We start from the raw sequence: 26,157 nt of genomic DNA, 5'->3' as shown, positions 1-26,157 counted from the left end.
GATTATAATGATAACGACTAATGAAAAAATCAAAGAAAATACGGTTCACATTTATATGAACCGATTTCCGGTGACGACATGAAATAACGAATGGTTTTGTTTCAGCAGGCCTTCAACTTTCTCAGCCCCGACTTCTTTCACAAGCTCCGCGAACATCAGATCGTGCCTCATATATTCCATGGCCACGAGAACGAGAGCGGGATCTTCTGATTTAATGGCCCAGGCATTCGTCTGCGGAGAAAAATTGGCGATTAAGACTTCTTTATTATCGCGGGCAGCTATCGTTAATCTTCCGCCCATCCGTTTCTCCGCCACTTCAGGAGACATATTATGATTTGTCGTATTTCCGAGCTTCACTTCCGGAGGGCCGAACACAATCGAAAAGACGGGCAATTGTTCGGCGGCGCGTTTGTTAGCGGCTTCTTGAATAAAGGGAATCTGCTGTTCCCAGACAGACAGCCACAACTCTTCCTCGGCTTTTTCAATCATATCCTTCATCTCATTGATGACATGATCATTCGTGCTGATGCGGCGGATGACATTCATCTCCTGCTCGCTTTCCAGCGCCAATAACTTTTCCTCAAGGTAGCCGAATGAGCTCTCGAAATCGTGCCGGAGCCGGTCGATTAATTCCTTTCCGGCAAGCGGAGCATATGTAACCGGATCAGACGGCACAATATGGACAGCGCCTTTATCAACTAATTTCCCCAATACCTCATAGATCATTGAGCGGGGGACGCCTGACCTTTTGCTGATTTCATATCCGGTAACAGGCGAGTGTTTCAACAAGCCGATATATGCTTTACATTCATATTGAGAAAATCCAAATTTCTGTAATTCTTTCAGAACATCCTCCATAAACATCCTCCGTAGTGGTTATTCATGAAACTACTATAATGTAAGCGGTTATATCTTGTCAATGGGACTTGAGTGCTGAAAGAAAGGTGCGCCTGTTTTTGTCGCTTTCCAACTTAGTTTATGGTGAGTTACATGTATGGCTTTTGTGAAAAACGTTGCCGTAGACCCACACGAATGCCGTTTGATACGATAAATTCAAGAAGTTAAAAAGAGGAGGATCACGGTGGAAAACACCTCTAAAATCGCTTTTTTATCGGTTATAAGCAATTCCCTGGTCGTCATGCTCAAAATAGTGGTGGGGATCATAACCGGATCTGTCGCGATACTTTCTGAAGCCATTCATTCTTTTTTAGATTTGATCGCCGCCTTCATCGCCTTTATCTCCGTCAGGATTTCAAAAAAGCCGGCTGATACAGGGCATCCGTACGGTCATGGAAAAGTCGAGAATCTGTCGGGGACTATCGAGACGATTCTGATTTTTGCGGCAGGGATTTGGATGATATATGAATGCGTTCAAAAACTGGTCAACCCGGCGCCGGTTCATCTGCCTGTATTGGGAATTGTTGTGATGCTTGCGGGGGCTCTCATTAATTTGATCGTTTCGAAGTTCGTAAAAAGAGAAGCCGAAAAGGTTAATTCCGTGGCAATGAAATCAAATGCCCTGCATTTACTGACTGACGTGTACACATCATTAGGCGTAGCGGCAAGCCTTTTGGTCGTTACCGTAACGGAGTGGTACATACTTGATCCCATTATAGGTATGGTGCTGGCGGTGTATATCATATATGAAGCGTTTAAGTTAATGAAAGAAGCATTCCCGCCGCTGATTGATACCCGTTTGTCGGAAGAGGAAGAAAAAACAATTTTAAAGATTATTGAAACATTTCAACAGGAATTTATTGAAATTCACGATTTTCGTACAAGACGCTCCGGCCCGCAGGAGTATATTGATTTTCACCTGGTCGTAGCCTCTCACGTGACGATTAAAGACGTGCATGACCTGTGTGACCGCATTGAAAGAGATATTACGAATGAATTCAAACAAGCACAGGTAATGATTCACCCCGAGCCGGAGAGCGAGAGGAAGAAATAAATCGATCTTAAGTTTGCGTTTGTTCCCGGCAAAATGCCTGCAAAAGGCCCGTTCCCACGGGTCTTTTTGTTGTATAAATGACCATTTCTCGCTCATATGAGAGAGAAGCTTATACACGTGAGGGGTTCATTTCATACGTTATGTTGTAAAGAAAAAGGGAGGTGAACAGAATTGAACGCTATTTCTGTTAAAGAAATTGAACATGGAGTTGCCGTTGCGGAAAGAGAAGGTTTAGGGGAGTATTTATACCAAGAACCGGTTTCTAAAAAATGTTCGCGCCGTTCCCGCAGCAGAAAACGGACACACCGTTCTCGCAGCAGAAGACGGACGCATCACCGGACACACCGTTCCCGCAGCAGAAGACGGACGCATCACCGGACACACCGTTCCCGCAGCAGAAGACGGACGCATCGCCGGACACACCGTTCCCGCAGCAGACGGTCTCATCAAAAACGTAGCCGCAAACGCTGTTTTAAATGCTGACTGCAGACTCTATTACAAGTAACGGAGATCTGCTATAATGGCAAGAGAACTGCATAAAAGATCCAGTATCATCATCTGCGGACACTGAACTGACAACATGGCGCTGTTTGTTCGTGTCCGTTTTTTATGTCAAAAAAGATGCCGGAGGATAAAAAGGAAGGGATGACGCCGAATGAAGCTGAATGAGGATTTTTATAACTCTGAAGGAAAGACAGTCTCTTTGCCAAACATAAGCAGCAAGCTTTTGCATATCACGGACAGCGGGCATATCAGCGTTGACTTTATCAGCATAAGCAGGCTGCGGAAGGCTTCGAAAATCGCGATCTTAGGTGACAGCGTCGCCCGGGGGCTGCGTGCGGAATACGGCTTTGGTGACATTCTGAAAGACCGGACAAACGCTGAAATAACCAATCTGTCTGTCAGCGGCGTTAATATGAGCAACAACGGAAGCGATAACATTTATCAGCAGGCGCTTAAAACAAAGGGACATGATGTCATCATTGTCCAGGGAACAGATGATGATTGGTGCAACCACATTCCCATCGGCACAGATGAAAAGGATATCACCACATTTTACGGAGGCTTCTGTCAAGTGATCCAGCAGCTGCGGAGCGGAAATAAAGGCGCGAGCATCATTGTGGTGACCCCAACGAGACAAGCCAAAATGTCAAAAGGAAAAATCGTCCGCCGTGATACTGATAAAAATAAACTGGGCCTGAAGCTGGCTGACTATGTGAAAGCTCAAAAAGAAGCCTGCACACTCCTCTCTGTACCATATGCCGATCTGTTTGATACTGATCTCATCGACCCGTATAATCCCGCTTTCCGCAGCATGTGCATGTCAGAAGGTCTTCATCCGAACGAGAAAGGGCATCAAATCATATTTCAGGAAATCTGCCGGAATTATTATTACTATTATGGGTAACACAGCGCTAACAGATTATTTTCGGCTTTGCTTTTCTAATAGCTCAATTATTCTTTGAGATGCGTGTTTTTGCGCTCTCAAAAGCGAGACGATATTACCGGTAAAACCGATTAAAATGATAAGCAGCAAAATGATCATCCACATAGCGAACCTCCCGTCGAGTGTTAAAAAACCCACTCTTTATTTTACTTATTATGGATGGGGGAAAGAATAGGTCTAACTATTGGTGTTTCTTTATAAATCCATAAAAAAATGCACAGACTGAACGGGTCTGTGCATTTTTATTCGCTTATTTCAGCAGGTTCAATGATTCACGATTAAAGGCTTCCAAATCGTCAGGTGTTCTGCTCGTTACGATGTTATGGCTGACGACGACTTCTTCATCTTTATAATGTGCGCCGGCATTGATTAAGTCTTTGCGGATGCTGCGGAATCCCGTGATATCTTTTCCTTTAAGAAGGTCGGTATCAATCAGCAGCTGCGGGCCGTGGCAGATCGCGAAAACGGGTTTCTGATTTTCCACGAATGCTTTAGTGAATTCACCCGGGCGGTCATCTCCGCGCAGAAGATCCGGTGAAAAGCCTCCGGGAATCAATAACGCATCGAATTCCTTGGCGTCTGCGTCTGAGATCGCTTGATCGATCTTTACTTTCTCACCGTGCTTGCCCGTCACTTCTTTCCCTGCTTCCAAATCTATTGTCACCACACTGTGGCCCGCTTCTTTAAATGCTTCCGCCGGGCTTGTATATTCAATATCCTCAAATTGATCTGTCATCAGAACTGCGATTTTTTTGCTCATACATCATGCCTCCTGTGAATTTGTATATGACAAGAATATCAGGCAGATTCCCGCCTCACAACGTATTTGCTTATGAAAAAAGGCCCCTCTGAAAAAGAGGAGCCAAAAGGTACGGAGGTCTGCTGAAACTTACGTGTTTAACCTGAGATAAGGCAAGAAATCGAACCAATTACTTTTTGCGTCTTTTTTTCTGCTTTTTACACCCGCATTTCCCCGGATCGCCCGGATCAATGACTTCGTGAATTGTTTCTTCCTTATAAACGTGGCGGGGAACATAACGGATATGCTCTCTGTTAATGTGTTTGATGGGATGGACGTAAACCACTTCTTTGTCAGTATACTTGTCAGTCACAATATACTTAGGGTCACAGTAATACACTTTCGATTTTTTACCCATTCATCTCACCTCCCGTACTTTATTAAATGCTGACAAGGAGGATTTTGCATCGGACAAGTACACCATGGCAAGTCCACAATTTTTCAGCTGCAATTTCGTTTTTCTGATTTTTCCTTAATCCGCCTCAAATTGGAACGGCTAACCCTTTTTGAGCGGGGAAATCTATAAAAAAGAATTCAAAAACGATTATTTTCTCAGGTCAATCGAGAGGCATACATCTTTAGGGGGATTTTTAGAATGCTCGATGAAAAAACGATTGAAATCGTTAAAAGCACAGTGCCGGTCTTAGAAGAGCATGGTGAAGAAATCACAGGCCGATTTTATGACCTGCTGTTTCAGCATCACCCTGAGCTGCTGAATATCTTTAATCAGACGAATCAAAAGAAAAAAACACAGCGTACGGCCTTGTCGAATGCTGTGATTGCAGCCGCAGCCAATATTGACCGGCTGGAAAACATCGTTCCCGTCGTCAAACAAATCAGCCATAAACACCGGAGTATCGGTGTTAAACCCGAGCATTACCCAATCGTTGGAAAGTACTTGTTAATCGCGATAAAGGATGTGCTAAAAGACGGGGCTGCTCCTGAGGTCATTCAGGCATGGGAAAAAGCATACGGCGTCATTGCAGACGCTTTTATCGGAATTGAGAAGCACATGTATGAACAAGCGGAAACGCAAAAAGGCGGCTGGAAAGACTATATGGCGTTTAAAATTGATAAAAAGGTAAAAGAAAGCAAGGAGATAACGTCGTTTTATTTAAAACCGGAAGACGGACAAGTTCTCCCCGAATTCAAAGCGGGGCAGTATATCAGTGTAAAAGTATACATTCCGGACACGGGCTATACGCATATCCGCCAGTACAGCTTATCCGACGTATCCGGTAAGGATTATTACCGGATTTCCGTGAAAAAAGACGGAATTGTTTCTTCATATCTGCATGACCAATTACACGAAAAGGATTCAATTGAGATCAGCGCTCCGGCCGGGGATTTCGTATTAGACCCTGATTCCAAAAAGAATCTGGTTCTCATCAGCGCCGGTGTCGGAATTACCCCGATGATCAGTATGTTAAAGACGGTTGCCAAAACCCAGCCGCAGCGAAACGTTCTCTTTATCCATGCGGCAAGGAGCGGAGAGTATCATGCGTTGCGGCATGAAGCTGAAGAAGCCGCGGAACACTCATCCGTTGACACCCTCTTTATTTACAGCGAGCCGTCCGAACAAGACCGTTCAGAAAACATTCGTTTTCGGGAAGGCCGGATTGACAAACAGCTGTTAGAAGAAGTGATGACAGATAAAGATGCTGATTTTTACCTGTGCGGATCACCGTCGTTCATTAAAGAAATGAAAAAGCTGATTTCTGAATTCAATACACCGCCGGAATCCATTCACTATGAATTATTTGAACCGCAGCTGAGTATGGTGTGATTGAACAAGGAAGGACGATGATTTTAATGTATGAAGCACCCGGATTGGGTGCTTTTTTTATTCTAGATAACAGGATTTTTACCAGAAGTAGGGGAAATAGGGATAGAGAACGAACAGGGAATTAGAGCGGTTGGCCGCGGCCGCGCAGGGATCAACAAGCCCATTTCCAAGTCGATAGCTTATAAGATATTCTGAGGGCTGCCGCTGAGTATGTCGGTTTGGATGATATAGCCACATACACACGTTGAGAAAAATATTGGCATACGGGTTGAAAACAGTAGGGGAAAGGGCTAACGGCGCTTCAGGCAGTTGCACAGTATAACATATAGGTAATTCGTGGATAATGTGGATATGTTATACTGATGAAAAAAAGGGGAGCTTTTATTGAGTGACGAAGTAAAGGTATTAGTTCAGAGATTACAGGACTTGGATCGGGGGTTAAGAGATGAATTCAACGGTTATAAGGACTTGAAAAAGAAAATTGTAGAAAATGATTATGTTGAAATGTTTAGTGAAATCTCTCCAATGTTGAAGTTTGCGAAAAACATATTCGACTTTGCCCAAGAAATAAAGTTCAATATGTTTTTGAAAGGTTTTAACGAGGAAGATATGCCTTTAGATCAGCAGATTCAAAAGCTCAGAAAATATATAGATAATCCAACAAGAGCAGAATTTATTGCTAATACAATTAATAAAATTTTAGCTGCAAACTCTAGTGAAGCATGTTTAATTATAGGAACAATTTTAAATTCAGTTGTAATTGAAAATAAGGATATAGAACATGAAAAGTTAGTTGTAATTAACGCTTTAGCCTCTTTTTTTAATCATGACATTCAGAACTATAGAAAAATTTTAGACTATGTTAATCTTAAGTCGGAAAAAATGGGTAGAAATATTATCAAAAAGGATCCTAAAGTAATTTACCACAGTGATGTATGGGGACAGTGCAACAAGCAAAAAATACAAGCGGAGAGTATGTATCTTACATTGGACAAATGTGTTTCATTTCAAATTGTTAACAGGGAATATGAAACACGGACAGATTCTTCAATAGATATAGACTTTGAATCTGTTGATGTAGAAACAGAACTTGACGAATTTTATGTAATTTCTTCTGCCGGTTTTACATTATACAAATTTATAAAGAGGTTAAGTGAAGTTTAAGATGGCAGACAAATGGCAGAATAACGGCAGAAAGATGGCACACCATTTTGTTTTAGATAAGGTATTATGGTAATAGCTAATAAATCAAGGGAGCGGCACTGCTGATGAGCGGGGGAGCTTTTTTATGTTCTCTGTAAACTGCTTCCGGTAAAACGTTCGACAAATTTAGTAAATGATTCCATTGTTCCTTTCTTTTAGCGATAATAAGGTGGGAGGGATATTAATGGATGAAATTTTCAATGTGGAATTTTTCGGCAATGTAATCTTAAGTACAATAACTATTTTGGTATTTAATTCAGCATTACAACTACTTAAACATTGGCTTGAAAAGAAAATGGGCTTTCATACTTTCTCTATGAATAAGAAATATGAAATGTACCCAGAATTATATAAAAAATCTTTACAAGCACATGGTGCTCTACTTTCCTGTCGCGATAATGTTAGTAGTGGCCTGTCTTTTGAACGTTCTAATGAGGAGGATGTTCGTAATTATACAAGTGAAATTCTAAAATTGACAAAGAAAGAAGAGTCAGATGTATTAGATGCATTTAAAAGATCAAGCGAAGAAGCGTCCAAGTTAGTGTATAAATTCATTGAGCGTAATAATTTAAATGAGGCAAGAATTAAATGGAGAGAACTAAATAATTGGGTCAATGAAATTGCAATATTCTCATCTGATGAAATTAATGTGATTGCAAATAAAGCTAAAAAGAAAATGCTAAATTTACTGGTTACTTATGAAATACCAGATCCAAAAGAGAATCCAGATAAAACTACTTCACTTAAAGAAGAAATTGATATTACTCTAGAAAGTTTAAATAAACAGATTAAAAAAGAGATTAAAATTAAAAGCTAAACACCCTTTTTTGGGTGTTTTTATATTCTCTGTAAACTGTGTGCGGTAAATCTCAGGATGGACAATCGGCGGTTAACGGCTGAGTACGGGGGCAGTTTAGAAAGAATATACCAAGCGCTTTCCAATCGGGAGGGCACTCTTTATATTTAAGGTTATGGAAAGACTATGTACAAAGTTTTTGGCTGTTAGGTTAGTGCTGTGATAAAGGCTAAACTGCAATTTATAGAAAAGCTCCTCTTGTATGTTTGAAGCAGCAAAGGGAACGATTTATATTAGTGAGACAAAATGAATGCTTGTACATAAATAATTCGACAAATTCCGCGAACAGTTCGTTTAAATACTTTTTTCGCCGATTATAAGGAAGAGGAGGTGAGGGAATGGCATATGAGAATATTGATTTAGAGATTAATGAAATCTATACAGCAGAACAGATTAGAATTTTTATGGCAAATAATAAAAATTCAATATTTCTTAGTGATACACAAACATTTGATTACGATTCAGATATGAATTTTAAAATCTTAAGCAAGAGTATTAAGTATGTTCACAAAACCAATGAAATTAATAAGAATCATATTGTTCCTACGATTAAGTCTAAAATTTTTGTAATCGAAAGAATTTAGTATTCTGTCTGAATTATAGATAAAATTGATAGAGGTGATGCTGAAGTGAAATATCAAGAATTAATGTCTTTGTTACTTAAGAACGCACATTGTGAAGATTGGGTTAAAAGTATTGATCGGGATCACAGATACACCTTTACACTTAGAGAAGACATTTCTGTAACAATTAAAGAAAAGCCTGATAGAGAAGATAATGATATTTCAAATGAGTTTACTGATAAATTTATAAATTCAAAGGCTAGTTATCACTATTACTCGCTTAATTATAATGGTTCTACTGTAAAGAATGTATGCCTATATATGGTTGATGGTGCTCGAGCCTATATACCGAGTCCTCGAGGATTAGCAGTTACACATATTGAAGATGATGATTTGATAGTAGGAGTGATAATCGACAGAATAATGTTTGACACTAGACATGAGGATACTTTTTCTTTTATAGATAAATCAGGGCTAACGTATCAATCGGGTATTAAATTTTAAAAAGCGCACCTTTAAGGGCGCTTTTTTATATGGAGGTATATTATGCAAAAACCATTAAAGCACTGCAATGAACCCGGCTGTCCTAACCTAACAAGGGAGGGTTACTGTGAACAGCACAAACGAACCAAACCGGCCTATGATCAATACCGGGAATCCGCTGTCAAACGGGGGTATAACAGCAAGTGGAGGCAGGCACGTGCTGGCTATCTGTCCAAGCATCCGTTATGTGCTGCCTGCTTGATGCAAGGCAGAAAAACCCCGGCGACAGTTGTTGATCATATCGTTCCGCATAAAGGCGGCATGAACCTCAAGTAAATGGGCCTTTATGCGCCTCGTGTCATGGCCGGTAGATAGCGACGGAGGATGGAGGATTTGGGAACAGAACATCAAATGAAAGAATGTACAAATTCCCTAAGACTAAAAATTAAATTCTTTTGCGTACACTTAACTTCATCTGTTTCGATGTTATTGTCTTCACTGTTATATACCGAGCATAAAAGAAAAATGGGTAAAAACAAATTTGTGAAGCTTGTGTGTTTTAAAAAAGATAAGGAGGATGTAACCCCCTATCTTCTCATTCTTCCTATTCTGATTAACTCCCCAATAATTGATCCAGCGATGAAAATAATCAATGGGACTGGAGTGAATTTATTACCCAAAACGCCCATGTAAACAAAATAACATGCACATAAAACAAGGAACAATAGGATATATCTTTTTAATATTCTGTTAACATTAGACGTTGTTTTTTCTTGTTGCATATTTTTTCACCTCGTTTTTATGGTCGGCAAGTTGATGGGATTGGCCTGCTTCCAAAGAATTTGGGACTGTCTGCCGTTTTAAGGACTTTCTTTCTTTTAGAGTCTTCGTAGAATTTTGTTCTATTAGCTTAAGGGTATGCGCTGCATTTAAAGGCATAACGATATTGGAATACTGTATAGTATGCAGTTGTTTGGGTACCTGCTAAAAACCCTACAATAGCGAATACTACGTTGTAAGGTGTTTTTGTTATTGTTGAAATAGCTGTGGCTGCCACACCGACAGAAACGCCTTTCAAATTGTATTTATAATTGTATTTCCCCATGTAGTTTTAAGATGAAATGGGAGACGAACCGATTAATTGGTGTATAGAGGATTTATAAAAAGCGCAGATACTCTGCGCTTTTTTATTTAAGTATTTTCCGAATCATTCGCAGCCCGTTTTTGGAAGAAGGATAACGGAAAGCGAAGTCGAAGCGATTCGTTTGTTTGACGACGCTTTTTTTGTGCGTAAACGTGTTAAAGCTGTCAAATCCGTGATAGCTCCCGATGCCGCTTTCCCCGACGCCGCCGAATGGCAAATACGGTGTTGCGACGTGCATTAACGTATCATTGACACAGCCGCCGCCAAACGACAGATTCTCTAAAACAGTGCGCTCAGTTTCTTTGTTTGTTGTGAAGACATACAGAGCGAGCGGCTTTGGGCGCGATTGGACTTTCTCGATGACTTCATTGATATCGCCGTATGTAAAGAGCGGAAGAATCGGCCCGAAAATCTCCTCCTGCATCACTGGAGAGTCATCCCTCACTTGTTCGAGAATGGTCGGCGCAATTTTATGATGAGCGGGATCAGATTGTCCGCCTGTGAGCGGGACGCCATCATTCAGAAAGCTGAGCAGCCGCTGATAGTGGCGTTCACTGACGATTTTGCCGTACTGCGGATTTTGTTCAGGCTGAGGGCCGTAAAATTCACTGATCGCACGCTTCATTTCTTCTGTGAGCTTCGTTTTGATATCTTGGTGGACAAATAAATAATCCGGTGCGATGCAGGTTTGCCCTGCATTTGTAAATTTCCCGAAGACGATGCGTTTGGCGGCAAGCTGTATATCAGCATCCTTATGGACAATGCAGGGACTTTTGCCGCCGAGCTCCAAGGTAACGGGAATTAATTGTTTGGCGGCGGCCTCCATGACGATTTTTCCCACGGCAACGCTTCCAGTGAAGAAAATATAGTCAAAGGGCTGCTGTAATAACACAGTGCTGACGTCGGGCCCGCCCTCCGCCATAGCGACATAGTCACTCGGAAAAACGCTGCTGATGAGTTTGGAAAGAACAGCGGAAACCGCCGGGGTATATTCTGACGGTTTAAGAACGACTGTGTTTCCGGCCGCAATGGCTCCAATCAAGGGTGAAAGCGCCAGCTGCAAGGGATAATTCCAAGGCGCAATCACCAAAACGGTTCCATATGGCTCAGGGATAATGATGCTTTTCGAGCCTAGGTGAGTCAGAGGCGTTTTGACTCGTTTCGGTTTGATCCATTTTCCCAGCCGCTTCATCACAAAACTGATTTCCTCCAGTACAATTCCGATTTCTGTCGTGTACGACTCCTGTTCGGATTTGTGGAGATCCTGATAGAGAGCGGCTATGAGATCGGCTTCATGAGTTTTGACGGCTTGTTTCAGCTTCTGCAAAATGTTCAGTCTCGATTCTAGCTGTCTCGTATGCCCCGCCGCAAAATAGGCTTTGTGCTTGCTGACGATAGAGGGGATGCTGTTCATTCAGTCGCTCCTTTTTTGTAAGGTATGATGATTCATTATGTAAAAAATCGCTTCTGCTTGTCAAATGGGTTTTTCTAATGTACATGTAGCTGAAAAGCCAGTTGGTACATAAAAAAAGCCCCGGACAGGGGCTTTTTTTAATAAAGAGAGGGAGCATCTGTCCATTATTCTGACAGCCCAAAAGAAAAACCCCGGAAACATTGTCATCACAACATGTCCGGGGTTTAATCCAATGCTCTTTAAAGAGCGTTTTACTTAACGGGAGTAGAACTCAACGATAAGCGCTTCGTTAATTTCCGGAGCAAGCTCAGAGCGCTCTGGAAGACGAGTGAATGTACCTTCAAGCTTTTCAGCGTCGAAAGTAAGGTACTCAGGAACGAAGTTGTTTACTTCTACAGATTCTTTGATGATAGAAAGGTTTCTTGATTTTTCGCGAACACCGATTGTTTGACCAGGTTTTACTTGGTAAGACGGAATGTCAACGCGGCTTCCGTCAACAAGGATGTGACCGTGGTTAACTAATTGGCGTGCTTGACGGCGAGTGCGCGCAAGACCGAGCTTGTACACAACGTTATCAAGACGTGCATCTAAAAGAATCATGAAGTTTTCGCCGTGTTTACCAGTCATTTTTGCAGCTTTGTCAAACAATGTGCGGAATTGACGTTCGTTTACACCGTACATGTGACGAAGTTTTTGCTTTTCTTGCAATTGCAAACCGTATTCTGATAGTTTTTTACGCTGTCCCGGACCGTGGGGGCCTGGTGCGTAAGGGCGTTTTTCTAATTCTTTACCTGTACCGCTAAGAGAGATTCCTAAACGGCGAGACAGTTTCCAAGATGGACCTGTATAGCGAGCCATAATGTGACTCCTCCTTTGGTTTTATTTTGTGGAAAATAAAAACCGTCTGTTCGATCCGACCGTGCACATTTTGTTTTCATGTATCCTCGCTCCAGCAGCAGAGAGTTACACGATACACCTTACAGCTAAGGAACAAAATGCAAACACAGAAGCTGAACAAAAAGGCTGCAATATTTCACACAAAGAACATTATATGATTTTTCTCCGCCGCCGTCAACCATTTCTCCATGAAGAGTGCCGGTTTATGATATAATGTACAAAAATGAGTAGTACATGTTTAGGTGATAAAAATGAAAAAACAAACAATTGATGAAGTGACGGCCTTTCATCAGAAAATGCTTTCTTTTTTCTTAACGAAATCTGAATCCGTCTCATTATCCGACTCGCTGTTATGGCTGGCCTCAGCTCTAGAATCCTGCTTTACATCTCTTTCATTGACCCTTTCACCGGCAGAATCAACACGTTTCACCATAAAAACAGAAGATGAACCGCATTATGCTCCGCTGAAAGAGAGTGACGGCCGTTTTATGATCAGGAATCAGACGTCCGGCAGATCCTTTTATCTGCGCTCGGAAGGCGGGCTGCCGATCCCGGAATCATTGCCTGAGATCGTTACTCAGTTTATTAATCAATCTGTGAGACAAAGCGGGCTGTTTGACAAAACGAAGCATCAGCGGAAAATTCACAGAATGACAGAAATGTTCCATTCGCTTTTGGACCAAAATGAGGTTTTGGAAAAACTGCAGGCAAGTTTGAGTACGGCTTTCCGGTCTTTCCGTTTTTCACTGTTTATCACGCAGGATCAGGATACGGACAGACAGCTTCCCGCAAAAGAATTACATATGGACGGAAAAGATGCCGATCCGTCTGCCCTGAAGGTTTATTTATCGGGGAGACTGCTCAGAAAAGGCAGGTCATCTGCTTATCTGCCGATCAAAGGCCAGCAGGGGACTTACGGGGTTCTGAAGACGGAGGGGCTGCAGGATGCCGTTCTTTCGTGCAGTACTCTCAGTGAAATGCTGCTGCTTGCGGGCGCAGCGGGAAAAGCATTTGAAAATGCGCAGCTCTATGAGCAATCGAAAAAAAGCATTGCGAATCTGGAGCTCATTAATGAAACATCGCGCCAGCTGAATCAGCGCCTCAGACTCACTGATACGATGCGGGAGCTCGCCGCCATTATGACCCAATCGTTTCATGCGGAAGAAGTGGCTTTTTTTCATATTGATCATTTTGAGACGCAAAATCTGCTTCCGGGACATACCGCTTTTTTTAAGACAGAACGTGCGAACCCCTATATCAGCATTGTGAAGGAAAAGCTGTTCGAGGGAGAAAAGGGCGTGTTTATCGGCAGCGGAAAGACTGTATTCGGCGAAAACGGTTTCGGCTCGCTGATGGCGGTGCCGATGATCGAAAATGACACCGTCTTCGGGTTTGCGATTTTATTGAAAAAGGATTTATATGCTTTTACGTTTGAAATGTATAAGCTTTTTCAAGCGCTCATTCACCATGCGACATTGGCGGTCACGAACTCCATGCTGCGCGACAGGCTTGAGCATCTTGTTCAGACAGACCAGCTGACGGAGCTGTATTCAAGAACCTATCTGGATGAGAAAATTCAATACAGCATGAAAATTCATAAACGGGGTGTTTTCATCCTCGTTGATATCGATAATTTTAAAAATATTAATGATACATACGGTCATCAAACGGGAGATTCGATCCTGATTCAGGTGGCCTCCGTTATGAAGAACCATATTCGTGAGCATGATGTCGCTGCGAGGTGGGGGGGCGAGGAGCTGGCTGTCTATCTGCCGAATATCAACGTGTCATCCGGAGAACGCATCGCTAAAAGGCTGGTTCGCGCCATCCGGGAAAATACCGAGCCGCGCGTGACGATTTCCTGCGGCGTTTCCTGCTGGTCAAAGACCGGCCCGATGCCGTTGAAATTGCTCGTTCAGCAAGCGGATGAGGCGCTTTATATCGCCAAACGGAACGGCAAAAACCGGCTGATCATCCATCAAAACAGCACGACGACATAAAAAAGGAGCCGGCCTGCCGGCCGGGCTCCTTTTTTTATCCTAATCGTTTTTCAAGCGTTTCAACAAACTTTGCTAAATAGGTTTCGTCCGTTTCATCAAAACGGTTTTTCACGGGGCTGTCAATGTCCAGCACACCGATCACTTCACCGTTTACGCGGATCGGGAGGACGATTTCTGACTGGGAAGCCGCGTCACAGGCGATATGTCCCGGGAACGCATTCACATCGGCAATCCGCTGCACGTCGCCATTAGAGTAGGCAGTGCCGCATACGCCTCTGCCGAACGGAATGCGCACACAGGCAGGAAGTCCTTGAAACGGTCCGAGCACGAGCTCGCCCTCTTTAGCGAAGTAAAACCCCGCCCAGTTGACTTCATGTAATGAATGGTATAAAAGCGCTGACGCATTCGCGTAATTTGCGATCGCATCCGTTTCATCTTCTGTCATGGCTTCGAGCTGTTTAAGCAGAAGCTGATAACTTTTTTCTTTATCTCCGGATTGTTTTTCGACATGAAACATGGAAAACCCTCACTTTTTCTATAATATCAAACAAAGTTCCGGCCGTTCTGCCGGCATTTGTCGAGAAGTTCTTACAGGAACGGCGCCTTTCTGCTTGAATTGTTACACATAAAGGGGTGAGCCGTATGAAAGTAACCACCAAAGACAAAATTATTAACGCCGCTGTCCAGCTGTTTAACCAAAAAGGTTATTCCGGCACGTCCGTCCGTGAAATCGCAAAGTCAGCTGATGTAAATGTTGCGCACATCTCCTACTATTTTAAAGGGAAAGGCGGATTAATGGAACATTTAGTTTCCGAGTTTTACGAAGGCTATACTGAAGCGCTGGAAAAAGCCGCCGTCAGTATGAACGGTGAAGACGCGCAGGAACGCATCCTGCGGGTGATTTTCGATATTTTATCCTATCAGCACGATAACCGTCAATTAACGCGGTTTGTGTACCGGGAAGTGACGATTGATTCCGTGCTTATCAGGGAAATTATGTCTACTTACTTAATGAAAGAAAAATATATTTTCCAGCTGGTGATTGAAGAAGGGCAGTCACGCCACAGGCGGCTGACGCTGCCCGTGCCGCATTTTATTCTGCAATTGAAATCCCTCTTGATGATGCCGTATCTTCAGCCTCAATATATTACGGAGGTGCTCTATATGCAGCCTCATGAACCGTACTTTTATAAAAGGTATTTTGAAGAGGTGAAGATCTGGATCGAAAGCGTGTTCCGACGGCCTGATGCGGCGCTTATGAAGTAATGATGCTTTTGTACGTTTCGTAGGAACTGCCGACATCTTCCGCTTGATGGGCGTCCGACCCGAATATGAGTGGGATTTTTTTTTGCTTCGCCGTCTCAGCCATCCAATCCTCCATGTATACTTCCCCGGCAAACTTCTTTCTGAGCCCGGATGTATTCACATCCAGCTCCATTCCGTGTTCTTTCACGGCGTCAAGACAGCGGGCCGCAAGCTCTCTTATTTGAGGTGACATGCTGTAAGGGAAAAGGCGCGCGAATTTTTTGACGAGCGTGATATGGCCGACCCGTTTTGGCTTAAAGGGGCCGAGCGGTGTTACAATGGAAGAATACACGGTTTCATAGTATTGTTCATATACGGCTTCAACGCTTCCGAAGCGGTCGGCAAGCTGCTGAAACGCGTGCTCGTCAAAATCGAGGCATATATAAGACGGGCCGGTCTTCAAAAAATGAACGGATAAAATGCCGTCATCCAGTGAGGGGCCGTACGTGTTCAGAAACGCCGCGGTTTCCTCTTCATACCCTGAGATAAAATCGGTTTCTAGCCCAGTCAGAATGCTGATTTGTCCATCGTATTCCTTTTTCAGCTGTGACAGCCGCTCCAAATAAACCTCCATCTGTCTGAGATCCATCGCGCTGTCCTGAAGCGGTACGGGATCTTGAAATGACGGAGGAAGGGGGGCGTGCTCTGTAAATGTGATCGAGTCAAAGCCTCTTTCCAGGGCCTTTTCGACATATTGTTTCAGCGCATCCTTCGAGCCGTGAGGGCAAAAAGGCGTGTGGATATGAGCGTCTCGTTTTTCCATTTGTGTCACTCCATTAAAAAATTGCAGAATCCTGCCGAAATTATGCAAAAAGTTTTTGATTTCTGGTCAAAAAATGTTGGTTACATGGTATCATAATAACAATGAAAACGACAGATTTTCTCAATACATATATTGAAATCTTTCTGAATACATAAAACACCCTGACAGATTAAGAGAACAACAAGGGGGCTCATTATGGAGTTAGTCATCGGATTATTGGTTATACTGCTCGCGCTCTTTGCGGCGGGCTACTTTTTCAGGAAAAAAATTTATACGGAAATTGACCGGCTGGAGTCATGGAAGATTGAAATTTTAAATCGTTCGATAGTGGAAGAAATGTCCAAGATCAAACATCTGAAAATGACCGGAGAGACGGAAGAGTTCTTTGAAAGATGGCGCGAAGAGTGGGATGAAATTGTCACAGCCCATCTGCCGAAAGTAGAAGAGCTCCTTTATGATGCCGAAGAGAACGCCGACAAATACCGGTTTAAAAAAGCGAATCAGGTGCTTGTCCACATCGACGACCTCCTCACTGCAGCCGAATCAAATATAGAAGGCATACTGCGTGAGATCAGCGACCTTGTGACGAGCGAGGAAAAAAGCCGCGGAGAGATTGAACAGGTGCGTGAGCGGTATTCAAAAGCGCGGAAAAACCTTCTGGCGTACAGCCATCTCTACGGAGAGCTTTATAACAGCCTGGAGACGGATCTCGACGAAATCTGGAGCGGCATAAAAGAGTTCGAAGAAGAGACGGAAAGCGGCAATTACATCAAAGCGAGAAAAGTGCTGCTTGAACAGGACCGCAGACTGGATCAGCTTCAGACATACATAGATGACGTTCCGAAACTGCTTGCGGACTGTAAACAGACCGTGCCGAACCAAATTGCCAAGCTGAAAGACGGCTACCGGGAAATGACGGAAAAAGGCTACAAATTGGAGCATATTCAAATCGAAAAAGAGCTGGAGACACTCACCAATCAATTGAAACGGGCCGAAAACGCGCTTTTAGAAGATTTGGATGTCGACGAAGCGTCCGCCATCCTTCAGCTGATTGATGAAACCATTCAATCGATGTATGAACAGCTGGAAGGCGAAGTGGAAGCCGGACAGTCCGTATTAAGCAAAATGCCTGAGCTGATCATCGCGTATGAGAAGCTTGAGGAAGAAAAAGACCGCACAAAAACCGAAACGGAGCTCGTCAAGGAAAGCTATCAGCTGACGGCGGGAGAAATCGGCAGACAGCATGCCTTCGAAAAACAGCTGGAAACGATCGGCCGACTCCTTGAGCAGGCGAGAGAAAAGCTTGACGGCGAGCATGTCGCTTACTCGCTGCTGATTGAAGAAGTCGAGGCCATCGAAAAGCAGATGGAAGAGGCTCAGAAAGAACATGCCGAATACCGTGAAAATCTGCAGGCGCTCAGAAAAGAAGAACTGCAGGCGCGGGAAACGCTGATGCATCTTCGGAAAACCATTTCTGACACGGCCCGAATGCTGCAAAAAAGCAACGTGCCGGGAATTCCAGAACAAGTCAAGGACAAGCTCGAGACGGCAAATCATCATATAGAAGAAACCGTCAGCCAATTGGAAGAGCTGCCGCTGAACATGGAGGAAGCCGCCAAACATCTGGCCGAAGCCGAAAAGGTGGTTGAGGAAGTCAGCGAAGAGGCGGAAGATCTTGTGATTCAGGTGAAGCTCATTGAGCGGATCATCCAGTACGGCAACCGCTTCCGAAGCCAGAATCATATTTTATCCGAACAGCTGAAAGAAGCGGAACGGCTGTTTTACGCTTACAGCTATAATGAAGCTTATGAGATGGCGGCAGATGCTGTTGAAAAAGCAGCTCCCGGCGCCGTGAAAAAAATTAAAGCTGATCAATCTGCTTCATAGACGCATAAGCAAAAACTGCACCCTGATGGAAATCAGAGGTGCAGTTTTTTAGTTTCTCACGGAATATAAAAAGCGCCTGCGGCTGATATACATCAAACCGCAGGCGCTGAATGTTACGATTTTGCTTTATTTAATTCGATGGGCGGGCTGGTAAAAAACGTGATAATGCAGCCGATGATCGCTCCGGCAATGCCCGGAAGCACCCAGCCGATTCCCATGCTGTAAAGCGGAAGATTTGCGTTTAAGAATGAATCTAATGATCCGAGCGGAATGCCGGCTGCCTTCAAACCGTCCAGGATACTGAACAGCCCCGTTCCGATCAGGCAGGCGATATAGACTTCGCGTCTTTCCTTAAAGATTTTATCAATAAAGGAAAGGACGATAATGACAATCGCCAGCGGGTAAATCGCTGATAAAATAGGAACTGAAAATGCAATAATCTCAGCAAGTCCGAAATTTGAAATCGCCAGACTGAACAGCGTGACAATCGTAACCACCATTTTGTATGATAAAGCGGGAATCAATTTTGAAAAATATTCGCCGCAAGATGTGACAAGTCCGATGCTTGTCGTTAAACACGCAACGGTGATGGCGGCGCCGAGAACGATGTTTCCCAGTGAACCGAACAGGTAATCAGATGAAGCTGATAAAATCTTTGCGCCTTCGCCGAGCGGCCCCACAGCGTCCGTGCTTGTCGCTCCCAAATAGGCCAAAGATAAATAAATGAATGTCAAACCTGCCGCTGCAATCAGACCCGCTTTAATACAAGCGGCGGCGAGCGCTTTACGCTGGGTGACGCCCCTGCTTTTAACAGCGTTGACGACAACGACGCCGAAAACGATTGAGGCGAGCGCATCCATTGTTTTATAGCCTTCCAAAAATCCTTTGAACACCGGCGTTCCGGAATATGCCTGATGTACGGCGCCCAGCCCGCCCATCGGAGTGACAATGGCTTTTACGACGATGATTAAAATAATACCGAATTTAATAGGAGTCAAAATCTTTCCGACTCTGTCCACGATTTTGGACGGGTTAAGAGCTAAATAATACGTAATAGAAAAAAAGATCAACGTGAAAACAAATAAAGATAATCTTTCCGGAATGCCGCTTAAAAACGGAACTGCACCGATTTCATATGAAACGGTTCCGGTTCTCGGAATCGCGAAAAGCGGCCCGATTGATAAATAAAGCACAACGGTGAAAATAGTCCCGAATACCGGATGAGCTTTATCGGCAAGCCCTTTCGCGTCTTTGCCCGTTAATGCGATGGCGATAATACCCAAAAGCGGCAGACCTACGCCGGTCAGTAAGAAACCGCCCATCGCTTTCCAGACATTATGCCCCGCCGCTTGCCCGAGCTCCGGCGGATATATCATATTTCCTGCCCCGAAAAAAAGTGCGAAAAGCATGAAACCGATAATAACGGTATCTTTGACAGGTAGTGAGTGTTTCATAAAAATCCTCCTAAATACTATGTTGAAATATTCTGTCAATTAATTGTCAGATAATATAACAAAACGAACATTACTTATTATATGGCAATGTACAGATAAGTCAATACTCGATTTATTGCGAATTTATATTTACTTTTGTTATGGTAGCATAAATATCATACGATGTACCGTTTTCATTAAAGGAGTAAAAAAAATGATATATTTAGACAACAGTTCAACGACCGAGCCGTATGAAGAGGTTTTGGAAGTGTATAAACAGACGAGCAGCCGTTATTTCGGCAACCCTTCGTCTCTGCACCAGTTAGGAACTGAGACGGAACAGCTCCTTGAAGCGGCCGCTCAGCAAATAAAAAAAACCTTACGTTTAAAAAATTATGATATTGTATTTACATCAGGCGCGACTGAAGCGAATAACGCGGCGTTAAAGGGAGCGGCCTGGGCAAACATGAGTAAAGGAAGACATATCATTGCTTCGGCGATTGAGCATCCTTCTGTGACGGAGACGCTTGATCAGCTGACGGAGCTGTTCGGCTTTGAAGTCACATATCTTCCGGCCGATCAAAACGGCTTCGTTTCTTTGAAAGACGTCAAATCGGCTATCAGGCCGGATACGATAATCGTCAGCGTCATGCATGTCAATAACGAAGTCGGCTCCATTCAGCCTGTAAAGGAAATCGGCGGGTTTTTGAAGCAGCACCGGAATATTCTGTTTCATGTTGATCATGTGCAGGGCATTCATAAAGTTCCTCTGTCTATAGAAGAAGCGGGCATTGACCTTTGCACCGTTTCAGGGCATAAGTTTCACGGCTTAAAAGGGACCGGAGCGCTTATCGTCAAAAAAGGAACGCGGCTCATTCCGCTTATAACGGGCGGCTCGCAGCAAAAAGGCGTCCGCGCCGGAACGGAACACACGGCAGGCGCCGTTTCCCTTGCGAAAGCGATCAATCTTTCTGCGCGTGACATGAACGAGCGGCTTTCTTCCGTGGAGGCTGCCAAGAATGCGCTCATGGAAAGGCTGAGCGGGACGGACGGGGTCGTCATCAACACCCCCGCCGAAAACAGCGCGCCGCATATCATTAATTTTTCCGTTCCGGGCGTGAAGGCGGAAGTGCTGCTGCACATGCTTGAGGAAAAAGGAATATATGTCTCCACAACCGCGGCATGTTCGGCAAGAGAGCACAAACCGAGCCGTGTTCTTCTGCAAATGAATAAAGGCGAACAGATTGCATCAAGCAGCATAAGAGTCAGCCTGAACTTCAGCCATACGGCTGACATCACGGAGCCGTTTATGGCCGCGTTGGTGCCGGCTGTTCAAAAACTAAAAAAAATGATGAGGTAGCATATGAATTACGATCATATTTTAATCCGTTTTGGTGAAATATCCACAAAAGGAAAAAACAGACGCAGTTTTATTGAAAGATTAAAACAGAATATCCGCCTGGTATTAAAGGATTATAAAAAAGTAAAATACTTTTCAAACCGGGACCGGATGTCAATTACACTTAATGGAGAAAACCCGGAGGAAATTTGTTCCTTATTAAAGAATATATTCGGCATTCAAAGCTTTAGTCTCGCAATTAAATGCGAAAGCAAGCTGGAAGACATTAAAAAAACGGCTTTAGCCGCGATAGAAGGCGAATATAAACCGGGGAATACGTTTAAGGTCGAAACCAAACGGGCTTACAAACAGTTTGAATTAGATACGAATGCGATGAACGCTGAAATCGGCGGCCATATTTTGAAAAACACGGATGGATTAACCGTCGATGTGAAACATCCCGATATTCCGCTTCGGATTGAAATCAGGGAGGAAGCGACATTCCTGACCATTCGTAACGAAAAAGGCGCCGGAGGCCTTCCTGTCGGTTCCGCGGGTAAAGCGATGCTGATGCTTTCCGGCGGTTTTGACAGTCCGGTCGCCGGTTTTTACGCGATGAAACGGGGATTATCAGTTGAAGCGGTACATTTCTTCAGTCCGCCGTATACGAGTGAACGGGCAAAGCAGAAAGTCATGGATCTCGCGGGATGCCTTGCGAAGTTCGGCGGCAGTATGACACTTCATATCGTGCCGTTTACAAAGACGCAGGAACTCATCCAAAAACAAATCCCGGAGAACTATACGATGACGGCGACGCGGCGTCTTATGCTGCAAATCGCGGACAGAATCAGAGAAGAACGGAAAGCGCTCGCGATCATTACGGGAGAAAGCCTCGGGCAGGTAGCGAGCCAGACGCTTGAAAGCATGTATGCGATCAATGCGGTGACGGCAACACCGGTTTTGCGCCCTTTAATCGGAATGGACAAAACAGAAATCATTGAGAAATCAAAAGAAATCGGCACTTATGAAACAAGCATTCAGCCGTTTGAGGACTGCTGCACCATCTTTACGCCGCCAAGTCCGAAGACACGTCCGAAAAAAGAAAAAATCGAGCACTTCGAAAGCTTCGTTGATTTTGAACCGCTGATTGCAGAGGCCGCTGCCGGCATCGAAACCATCACTGTTTACTCGGAGCAGGAAGCTCACGATAAGTTTGCCGGCCTGTTTTAAAACTGTATACAATTACCAAAGTTTTTTTGAATGAAGACATGTGTTTTATCACATTCTATACTCACAAGGAGGTGATACACATGTCACAACAATCAAACAGCGGAAACAGCAACCAGCTTTTAGTGCCAGGCGCTGCTCAAGCTATCGACCAAATGAAGTATGAAATCGCTTCTGAATTCGGTGTAAACCTTGGACCGGAAACAACTTCTCGCGCCAACGGTTCTGTCGGTGGAGAAATCACAAAACGTCTTGTCTCTTTTGCTCAGCAAAGCATGGGCGGAAGCAGCCAGCAGCAGTTTTAATCACAACTTCACATAATGGCTAAGAGAGCGGGGAATTCCCCGCTCTTTTTTCATGGGAATAGATAGAAGGCGGGAAGCAATTTATGCATATTTTTATTGTAATGGCCTATGTTTATGTATAATGGGGAAAGAAAGTGAGGAGTTGTTCGTGTTAAAACGAGAAGATTTAATCGCCCCAAAGAACTATAACCTTGTAAATGAAATCGAAAAGTTCAGCCGTTCCAAAGAGAAGAACGCGCTTATTTGGGAAGATCAAACAGGCGGCAAGAAAGTCTGGACGTATGAAAAATTGATGGAAGAAACGAATAAAATCGGAGCCCGTCTGAAAGGTCTCGGATTTGAAAAAGGCGATAAGCTGATTGTCATGGTTCCGAGAGTGCTTGAAGCGTATGCCGTTTATTTAGCGATCTTAAAAGCGGGGATGGTCGTCATTCCTTGCTCGGAAATGCTGCGCGCCAAAGACCTTGAATACCGGATCAAACACGCCGAAGTGAAAGGCGCTATCGTTTATCCTTCATTTATAAACGCGTTTGACGAGGTAAATACTGATCAGCTGGTGACATTGTCAATCGGTGAAAATGATGCCGGCTGGAAAAACCTCCTAACGATTGAAGCGGACGGAGACAGTTTTCAAACAGCTGATACAACAAGAGAAGACATGGCGTTTTTGTCCTATACTTCAGGCACGACCGGCCAGCCTAAAGGCGTTGTACATACACATGGCTGGGCCTTTGCCCATTTAAAAACATCAGCCGGTGCATGGCTGGATATTTCTGAAGACGATACAGTGTGGGCCACCGCGGCGCCCGGCTGGCAGAAATGGGTGTGGAGCCCGCTGCTCGCCGTTCTGGGAAGCGGCGCGACAGGATTCATTTATCACGGCAGATTCAGCGCCAAGACGTATTTAGAGCTGCTGGAGCGCCATCAAGTAAATGTCTTCTGCTGTACCCCGACGGAATACCGCCTGATGGCAAAAGTGGAGGAGTTGGACAAATATGATCTTTCTGCCCTTCACAGCGCAGTTTCTGCGGGTGAGCCATTAAACCGGGAAGTCATTGACGTATTCCGGAAGCATTTCGGCATTAAAGTGAGGGACGGATACGGCCAAACGGAGAGCACCCTGTTAGTCGGCGTCCTGAAGGACATGGATATTAAGCCGGGAAGCATGGGCAAACCGACCCCTGGAAATCAAGTGGAGATTATAAACGATAAAGGCGAAATATGCGAAATTGGCGAAACGGGCGATATCGCCGTGCATTTGAGCACACCGGCTTTATTCAAAGAATATTATAAAGATCCTGAAAGAACGAAAAAGCAGATTCGCGGAGATTACTTTCTTACAGGAGACCGCGCGAAAAAAGACGAGGACGGCTACTTTTGGTTTGAGAGCCGCAATGATGACATCATCGTCAGCTCCGGATATACAATCGGGCCTTTTGAAGTAGAGGACGCGCTTGTGAAGCATCCGGAAGTGAAAGAATGTGCCGTCGTGGCGAGCCCGGATGAAATCAGAGGTTCAATCGTAAAAGCCTATGTCGTTTTACAAGACGATGAAAAGCGCAGTGACGAACTTGTCAAAGAACTGCAAAACCACGTAAAAACGATTACGGCGCCTTACAAATATCCGAGAGAAATTGAGTTTGTCGAAAGCCTGCCGAAAACGGCGTCCGCAAAAATCAGACGTGTGGAGCTGAGACAGCGTGAAGAACGGCTGAAGGCTGATAAAAAAGCATAATACAGGATAAAGGGTGAGCGGGGATGAAAGCGATTTGGCACGGCGGCACCATCTATACAATGCTGGACAAGAATCATGTCACTGAAGCCATTTATACCGAAGAAGGCGTCATCAGGCAGACGGGCAGCTTCCGGGAGCTCCAAGGAACATACGGTTCGCCTGATACGGAGGAAATCGATTTACATGGGGCTGTCATGTTCCCGGGGTTTACGGACAGTCATATGCATTTAATCGGACACGGGGAAAAACAGCTTCGCCTCGATTTGTCGCAGCTGACGTCAAAAGAAGCGATACTGCGGGCCGCAAAAGAAGCAGAGCGTGAATTGGAAGATGGCGAATGGCTGATCGGCGAAGGCTGGGATGAAAATCTGTTTGAACAGCCGGATTACGTCACCAAGCATGACCTTGACCCGCTCTTTCCCGACCGCCCCGTCCTGCTGAAGCGGGTATGCCGGCACGCCGCGGCGGTTAATTCGGCCGCATTGCGCGCGGCGGGAATTACAAACGAAACACCTGAACCAAACGGCGGGATTATCGTCCGGGACGGCACCGGTACGACAGGCCTCCTGCTGGATAAAGCCCAAGAGCTTGTGACACAGGCCCTGCCGCCCGTCTCACCTTACTATGTCCAACGCGCGCTTCAAACGGCGATTACGGACTGCTGGTCAAAAGGCCTGACCGGCGGGCATTCAGAAGATCTGGCATACTACGGAGACGCGTCCGTTCCCGTTGCCGCGTACGAGTCATTAACCGGCAGCGGCCTTTATCCTTTTCGCGCCCATCTGCTCGTTCATCACGAAGCCGTCGACAGCTGGAGCGCTCTGGATAAATCGACCGGACCTTATCTGGAATACGGAGCGATGAAAATTTTTGCTGACGGTGCGCTCGGAGGCAGAACCGCTCTATTGAAAAAGCCTTACCATGATGATCCGTCTGTTTCCGGCGTTCAGGTGCATGATGACGAAACCCTTGCCGCTCTTGTTTATAAAGCGAGAGAGAAAGGGATGGAGCTCGCCGTGCACGCGATTGGCGACCTTGCATTTGAAAAGGTGCTGGATGTTATCGAAAGATACCCGGCAAAGCCCGGACAGCTAGACAGGCTCATTCATGCGCAAGTATTAGATGACGGATTGATTGAAAGAGCCGCCCGGCTGCCGATCGGACTTGATCTTCAGCCGCATTTTGTGGCCAGTGATTTTCCGTGGGTGATTGACCGGCTCGGAGAAGAGCGGATGAAAACGGCTTTCGCCTGGAAAACACTGCTGTCAAAAGGGCTGCTGTGCGCCGGAGGTTCAGATGCCCCGATTGAACCGGCCGATCCGCTTCTGGGCATTCAATCGGCTGTGCTCCGTACGAGCAAGCAGCGCCCGGAAGGTCCGGCCTATTATGAAAAAGAGTGCCTGACCGTGTACGAAGCCATTCAGCTTTACACGGAGGGAAGCGCGGCCATCATCCATAAAGAACATAGCCGCGGCCGTATCGCCCCCGGCTATGATGCCGACTTTACCGTACTCAGCGGTGATCCGTTCAGGACGGACCCGAAAAAGCTTCATGAATTGGAAGCTGTCAAAACCGTCGTCGGCGGCCGTATCGTATATGAAAAAGAGGACAGGCAGTGAT

The 26,157-nt window shown here is 44.8% G+C and carries 26 protein-coding genes and 1 pseudogene; 18 read left to right on the top strand and 9 right to left on the bottom strand.

Features of this window, described 5'->3' with window-relative positions:
* Positions 1-51: 51 nt before the first annotated feature.
* On the bottom strand, positions 52-858 hold the full coding sequence (locus NYE68_RS15455) for a helix-turn-helix domain-containing protein (protein WP_039254196.1): 807 nt from the start codon (positions 856-858) through the stop codon (positions 52-54).
* Positions 859-1,081: 223 nt separating this feature from the next.
* On the opposite strand from NYE68_RS15455, the gene NYE68_RS15450 reads away from it, so the two are divergent.
* The 3 genes from NYE68_RS15450 (at position 1,082) to NYE68_RS15440 (ending at position 3,359) form a co-directional block, all read left to right on the top strand.
* A complete protein-coding gene (locus NYE68_RS15450) occupies positions 1,082-1,951 on the top strand; it encodes a cation diffusion facilitator family transporter (RefSeq protein WP_014418648.1) in 870 nt (289 codons plus the stop codon).
* A 269-nt stretch (positions 1,952-2,220) separates the two neighbouring features.
* Positions 2,221-2,409 (top strand): hypothetical protein, encoded by a 189-nt coding sequence (locus NYE68_RS15445; RefSeq protein ID WP_015240394.1) that lies wholly within the window; start codon positions 2,221-2,223, stop codon positions 2,407-2,409.
* A gap of 197 nt (positions 2,410-2,606) precedes the next feature.
* The gene (locus NYE68_RS15440; protein WP_007408762.1) at positions 2,607-3,359 is read left to right on the top strand and encodes an SGNH/GDSL hydrolase family protein; all 753 of its coding nucleotides are present in this window, start codon (positions 2,607-2,609) and stop codon (positions 3,357-3,359) included.
* 15 nt (positions 3,360-3,374) lie between these two features.
* Here NYE68_RS15440 and NYE68_RS15435 read toward each other — a convergent pair whose 3' ends face one another.
* The 3 genes from NYE68_RS15435 to NYE68_RS15425 all read right to left on the bottom strand — a co-directional run bounded on the left by NYE68_RS15435 (position 3,375) and on the right by NYE68_RS15425 (position 4,555).
* Positions 3,375-3,503: a hypothetical protein gene (locus NYE68_RS15435; protein WP_007408761.1), complete on the bottom strand. Its 129-nt coding sequence runs from the start codon at positions 3,501-3,503 to the stop codon at positions 3,375-3,377.
* A gap of 145 nt (positions 3,504-3,648) precedes the next feature.
* Positions 3,649-4,158 carry a type 1 glutamine amidotransferase domain-containing protein gene (locus tag NYE68_RS15430; RefSeq protein ID WP_007408760.1) on the bottom strand — a complete coding sequence of 170 codons (510 nt, stop codon included), beginning with the start codon at positions 4,156-4,158 and terminating at the stop codon, positions 3,649-3,651.
* 169 nt (positions 4,159-4,327) lie between these two features.
* Positions 4,328-4,555 (bottom strand): hypothetical protein, encoded by a 228-nt coding sequence (locus NYE68_RS15425; protein WP_007408759.1) that lies wholly within the window; start codon positions 4,553-4,555, stop codon positions 4,328-4,330.
* 237 nt (positions 4,556-4,792) lie between these two features.
* Between NYE68_RS15425 and hmpA the strand changes: the two genes are divergently transcribed.
* The 7 genes and pseudogenes from hmpA to NYE68_RS15390 all read left to right on the top strand — a co-directional run bounded on the left by hmpA (position 4,793) and on the right by NYE68_RS15390 (position 9,781).
* The gene (hmpA, locus tag NYE68_RS15420) at positions 4,793-5,983 is read left to right on the top strand and encodes an NO-inducible flavohemoprotein (protein WP_064115650.1); all 1,191 of its coding nucleotides are present in this window, start codon (positions 4,793-4,795) and stop codon (positions 5,981-5,983) included.
* A gap of 384 nt (positions 5,984-6,367) precedes the next feature.
* Positions 6,368-7,147, top strand: a complete 780-nt coding sequence (locus NYE68_RS15415; RefSeq protein ID WP_064115651.1) for a hypothetical protein — start codon at positions 6,368-6,370, stop codon at positions 7,145-7,147.
* A gap of 223 nt (positions 7,148-7,370) precedes the next feature.
* On the top strand, positions 7,371-8,003 hold the full coding sequence (locus tag NYE68_RS15410) for a hypothetical protein (RefSeq protein ID WP_064115652.1): 633 nt from the start codon (positions 7,371-7,373) through the stop codon (positions 8,001-8,003).
* Between the two features lie 377 nt (positions 8,004-8,380).
* Positions 8,381-8,626: a hypothetical protein gene (locus NYE68_RS15405; RefSeq protein WP_064115653.1), complete on the top strand. Its 246-nt coding sequence runs from the start codon at positions 8,381-8,383 to the stop codon at positions 8,624-8,626.
* A gap of 45 nt (positions 8,627-8,671) precedes the next feature.
* Entirely contained in the window at positions 8,672-9,109 is a 438-nt protein-coding gene (locus tag NYE68_RS15400; RefSeq protein ID WP_064115654.1) for a hypothetical protein, read from the top strand.
* Positions 9,110-9,151: 42 nt separating this feature from the next.
* A pseudogene (locus tag NYE68_RS15395) lies at positions 9,152-9,459 on the top strand (HNH endonuclease signature motif containing protein).
* Between the two features lie 22 nt (positions 9,460-9,481).
* Positions 9,482-9,781 carry a hypothetical protein gene (locus NYE68_RS15390; protein ID WP_064115655.1) on the top strand — a complete coding sequence of 100 codons (300 nt, stop codon included), beginning with the start codon at positions 9,482-9,484 and terminating at the stop codon, positions 9,779-9,781.
* A 494-nt stretch (positions 9,782-10,275) separates the two neighbouring features.
* Here the strand turns inward: NYE68_RS15390 and NYE68_RS15385 are convergent, their stop codons facing one another.
* Entirely contained in the window at positions 10,276-11,646 is a 1,371-nt protein-coding gene (locus tag NYE68_RS15385) for an aldehyde dehydrogenase (RefSeq protein ID WP_324636512.1), read from the bottom strand.
* Between the two features lie 255 nt (positions 11,647-11,901).
* Positions 11,902-12,504 (bottom strand): 30S ribosomal protein S4, encoded by a 603-nt coding sequence (gene rpsD / locus NYE68_RS15380; RefSeq protein ID WP_003152406.1) that lies wholly within the window; start codon positions 12,502-12,504, stop codon positions 11,902-11,904.
* A 290-nt stretch (positions 12,505-12,794) separates the two neighbouring features.
* Between rpsD and NYE68_RS15375 the strand changes: the two genes are divergently transcribed.
* Positions 12,795-14,543 carry a sensor domain-containing diguanylate cyclase gene (locus tag NYE68_RS15375; RefSeq protein WP_031379135.1) on the top strand — a complete coding sequence of 583 codons (1,749 nt, stop codon included), beginning with the start codon at positions 12,795-12,797 and terminating at the stop codon, positions 14,541-14,543.
* Positions 14,544-14,577: 34 nt separating this feature from the next.
* Here the strand turns inward: NYE68_RS15375 and NYE68_RS15370 are convergent, their stop codons facing one another.
* Positions 14,578-15,060, bottom strand: coding sequence for a GAF domain-containing protein (locus NYE68_RS15370; RefSeq protein ID WP_007408037.1), 483 nt, complete (start codon positions 15,058-15,060; stop codon positions 14,578-14,580).
* A gap of 125 nt (positions 15,061-15,185) precedes the next feature.
* Between NYE68_RS15370 and refZ the strand changes: the two genes are divergently transcribed.
* Positions 15,186-15,809, top strand: coding sequence for a forespore capture DNA-binding protein RefZ (gene refZ, locus NYE68_RS15365; RefSeq protein WP_033574208.1), 624 nt, complete (start codon positions 15,186-15,188; stop codon positions 15,807-15,809).
* Here the strand turns inward: refZ and hisJ are convergent.
* Positions 15,799-16,611 carry a histidinol-phosphatase HisJ gene (hisJ, locus tag NYE68_RS15360; protein ID WP_033574207.1) on the bottom strand — a complete coding sequence of 271 codons (813 nt, stop codon included), beginning with the start codon at positions 16,609-16,611 and terminating at the stop codon, positions 15,799-15,801. The two genes, refZ and hisJ, sit on opposite strands and share 11 nt — an antisense overlap.
* Before the next feature lie 195 nt (positions 16,612-16,806).
* Between hisJ and ezrA the strand changes: the two genes are divergently transcribed.
* Positions 16,807-18,498, top strand: coding sequence for a septation ring formation regulator EzrA (gene ezrA / locus NYE68_RS15355; RefSeq protein ID WP_324636513.1), 1,692 nt, complete (start codon positions 16,807-16,809; stop codon positions 18,496-18,498).
* A 113-nt stretch (positions 18,499-18,611) separates the two neighbouring features.
* Here the strand turns inward: ezrA and brnQ are convergent, their stop codons facing one another.
* Complete coding sequence (gene brnQ, locus NYE68_RS15350) at positions 18,612-19,952, bottom strand: branched-chain amino acid transport system II carrier protein (RefSeq protein ID WP_015240382.1); 1,341 nt, start codon at positions 19,950-19,952, stop codon at positions 18,612-18,614.
* Between the two features lie 193 nt (positions 19,953-20,145).
* Between brnQ and NYE68_RS15345 the strand changes: the two genes are divergently transcribed.
* The 5 genes from NYE68_RS15345 to NYE68_RS15325 all read left to right on the top strand — a co-directional run bounded on the left by NYE68_RS15345 (position 20,146) and on the right by NYE68_RS15325 (position 26,156).
* Entirely contained in the window at positions 20,146-21,291 is a 1,146-nt protein-coding gene (locus NYE68_RS15345; RefSeq protein WP_015418003.1) for a cysteine desulfurase family protein, read from the top strand.
* A 3-nt stretch (positions 21,292-21,294) separates the two neighbouring features.
* Positions 21,295-22,500, top strand: a complete 1,206-nt coding sequence (gene thiI, locus NYE68_RS15340; protein WP_015418002.1) for a tRNA uracil 4-sulfurtransferase ThiI — start codon at positions 21,295-21,297, stop codon at positions 22,498-22,500.
* Positions 22,501-22,580: 80 nt separating this feature from the next.
* The gene (locus NYE68_RS15335) at positions 22,581-22,802 is read left to right on the top strand and encodes an alpha/beta-type small acid-soluble spore protein (RefSeq protein WP_007408043.1); all 222 of its coding nucleotides are present in this window, start codon (positions 22,581-22,583) and stop codon (positions 22,800-22,802) included.
* A 148-nt stretch (positions 22,803-22,950) separates the two neighbouring features.
* On the top strand, positions 22,951-24,537 hold the full coding sequence (locus NYE68_RS15330; RefSeq protein WP_225045874.1) for an acyl--CoA ligase: 1,587 nt from the start codon (positions 22,951-22,953) through the stop codon (positions 24,535-24,537).
* A 23-nt stretch (positions 24,538-24,560) separates the two neighbouring features.
* Positions 24,561-26,156, top strand: a complete 1,596-nt coding sequence (locus NYE68_RS15325; RefSeq protein WP_324636515.1) for an amidohydrolase — start codon at positions 24,561-24,563, stop codon at positions 26,154-26,156.
* Position 26,157: the final 1 nt, after the last annotated feature.

Source organism: Bacillus sp. FSL R5-0447, from assembly GCF_038606125.1.
Taxonomy (GTDB): Bacteria; Bacillota; Bacilli; order Bacillales; family Bacillaceae; genus Bacillus; species Bacillus velezensis.
The sequence above is the reverse complement of the archived record's forward strand: the minus strand, read 5'-3'. Positions and strand labels throughout refer to the sequence as shown.

Excerpts from the sequence above, each read along its gene's own strand:
- NYE68_RS15455 (WP_039254196.1), bottom strand. The coding sequence starts at position 858 with ATGGAGGATGTTCTGAAAGAATTACAGAAATTTGGATTTTCTCAATAT.
- NYE68_RS15445 (WP_015240394.1), top strand. The coding sequence starts at position 2,221 with ATGTTCGCGCCGTTCCCGCAGCAGAAAACGGACACACCGTTCTCGCAG.
- NYE68_RS15440 (WP_007408762.1), top strand. The coding sequence starts at position 2,607 with ATGAAGCTGAATGAGGATTTTTATAACTCTGAAGGAAAGACAGTCTCT.
- NYE68_RS15435 (WP_007408761.1), bottom strand. The coding sequence starts at position 3,503 with ATGTGGATGATCATTTTGCTGCTTATCATTTTAATCGGTTTTACCGGT.
- NYE68_RS15430 (WP_007408760.1), bottom strand. The coding sequence starts at position 4,158 with ATGAGCAAAAAAATCGCAGTTCTGATGACAGATCAATTTGAGGATATT.
- NYE68_RS15425 (WP_007408759.1), bottom strand. The coding sequence starts at position 4,555 with ATGGGTAAAAAATCGAAAGTGTATTACTGTGACCCTAAGTATATTGTG.
- hmpA (WP_064115650.1), top strand. The coding sequence starts at position 4,793 with ATGCTCGATGAAAAAACGATTGAAATCGTTAAAAGCACAGTGCCGGTC.
- NYE68_RS15410 (WP_064115652.1), top strand. The coding sequence starts at position 7,371 with ATGGATGAAATTTTCAATGTGGAATTTTTCGGCAATGTAATCTTAAGT.
- NYE68_RS15405 (WP_064115653.1), top strand. The coding sequence starts at position 8,381 with ATGGCATATGAGAATATTGATTTAGAGATTAATGAAATCTATACAGCA.
- NYE68_RS15385 (WP_324636512.1), bottom strand. The coding sequence starts at position 11,646 with ATGAACAGCATCCCCTCTATCGTCAGCAAGCACAAAGCCTATTTTGCG.
- rpsD (WP_003152406.1), bottom strand. The coding sequence starts at position 12,504 with ATGGCTCGCTATACAGGTCCATCTTGGAAACTGTCTCGCCGTTTAGGA.
- NYE68_RS15375 (WP_031379135.1), top strand. The coding sequence starts at position 12,795 with ATGAAAAAACAAACAATTGATGAAGTGACGGCCTTTCATCAGAAAATG.
- NYE68_RS15370 (WP_007408037.1), bottom strand. The coding sequence starts at position 15,060 with ATGTTTCATGTCGAAAAACAATCCGGAGATAAAGAAAAAAGTTATCAG.
- refZ (WP_033574208.1), top strand. The coding sequence starts at position 15,186 with ATGAAAGTAACCACCAAAGACAAAATTATTAACGCCGCTGTCCAGCTG.
- hisJ (WP_033574207.1), bottom strand. The coding sequence starts at position 16,611 with ATGGAAAAACGAGACGCTCATATCCACACGCCTTTTTGCCCTCACGGC.
- ezrA (WP_324636513.1), top strand. The coding sequence starts at position 16,807 with ATGGAGTTAGTCATCGGATTATTGGTTATACTGCTCGCGCTCTTTGCG.
- brnQ (WP_015240382.1), bottom strand. The coding sequence starts at position 19,952 with ATGAAACACTCACTACCTGTCAAAGATACCGTTATTATCGGTTTCATG.
- NYE68_RS15345 (WP_015418003.1), top strand. The coding sequence starts at position 20,146 with ATGATATATTTAGACAACAGTTCAACGACCGAGCCGTATGAAGAGGTT.
- thiI (WP_015418002.1), top strand. The coding sequence starts at position 21,295 with ATGAATTACGATCATATTTTAATCCGTTTTGGTGAAATATCCACAAAA.
- NYE68_RS15335 (WP_007408043.1), top strand. The coding sequence starts at position 22,581 with ATGTCACAACAATCAAACAGCGGAAACAGCAACCAGCTTTTAGTGCCA.
- NYE68_RS15325 (WP_324636515.1), top strand. The coding sequence starts at position 24,561 with ATGAAAGCGATTTGGCACGGCGGCACCATCTATACAATGCTGGACAAG.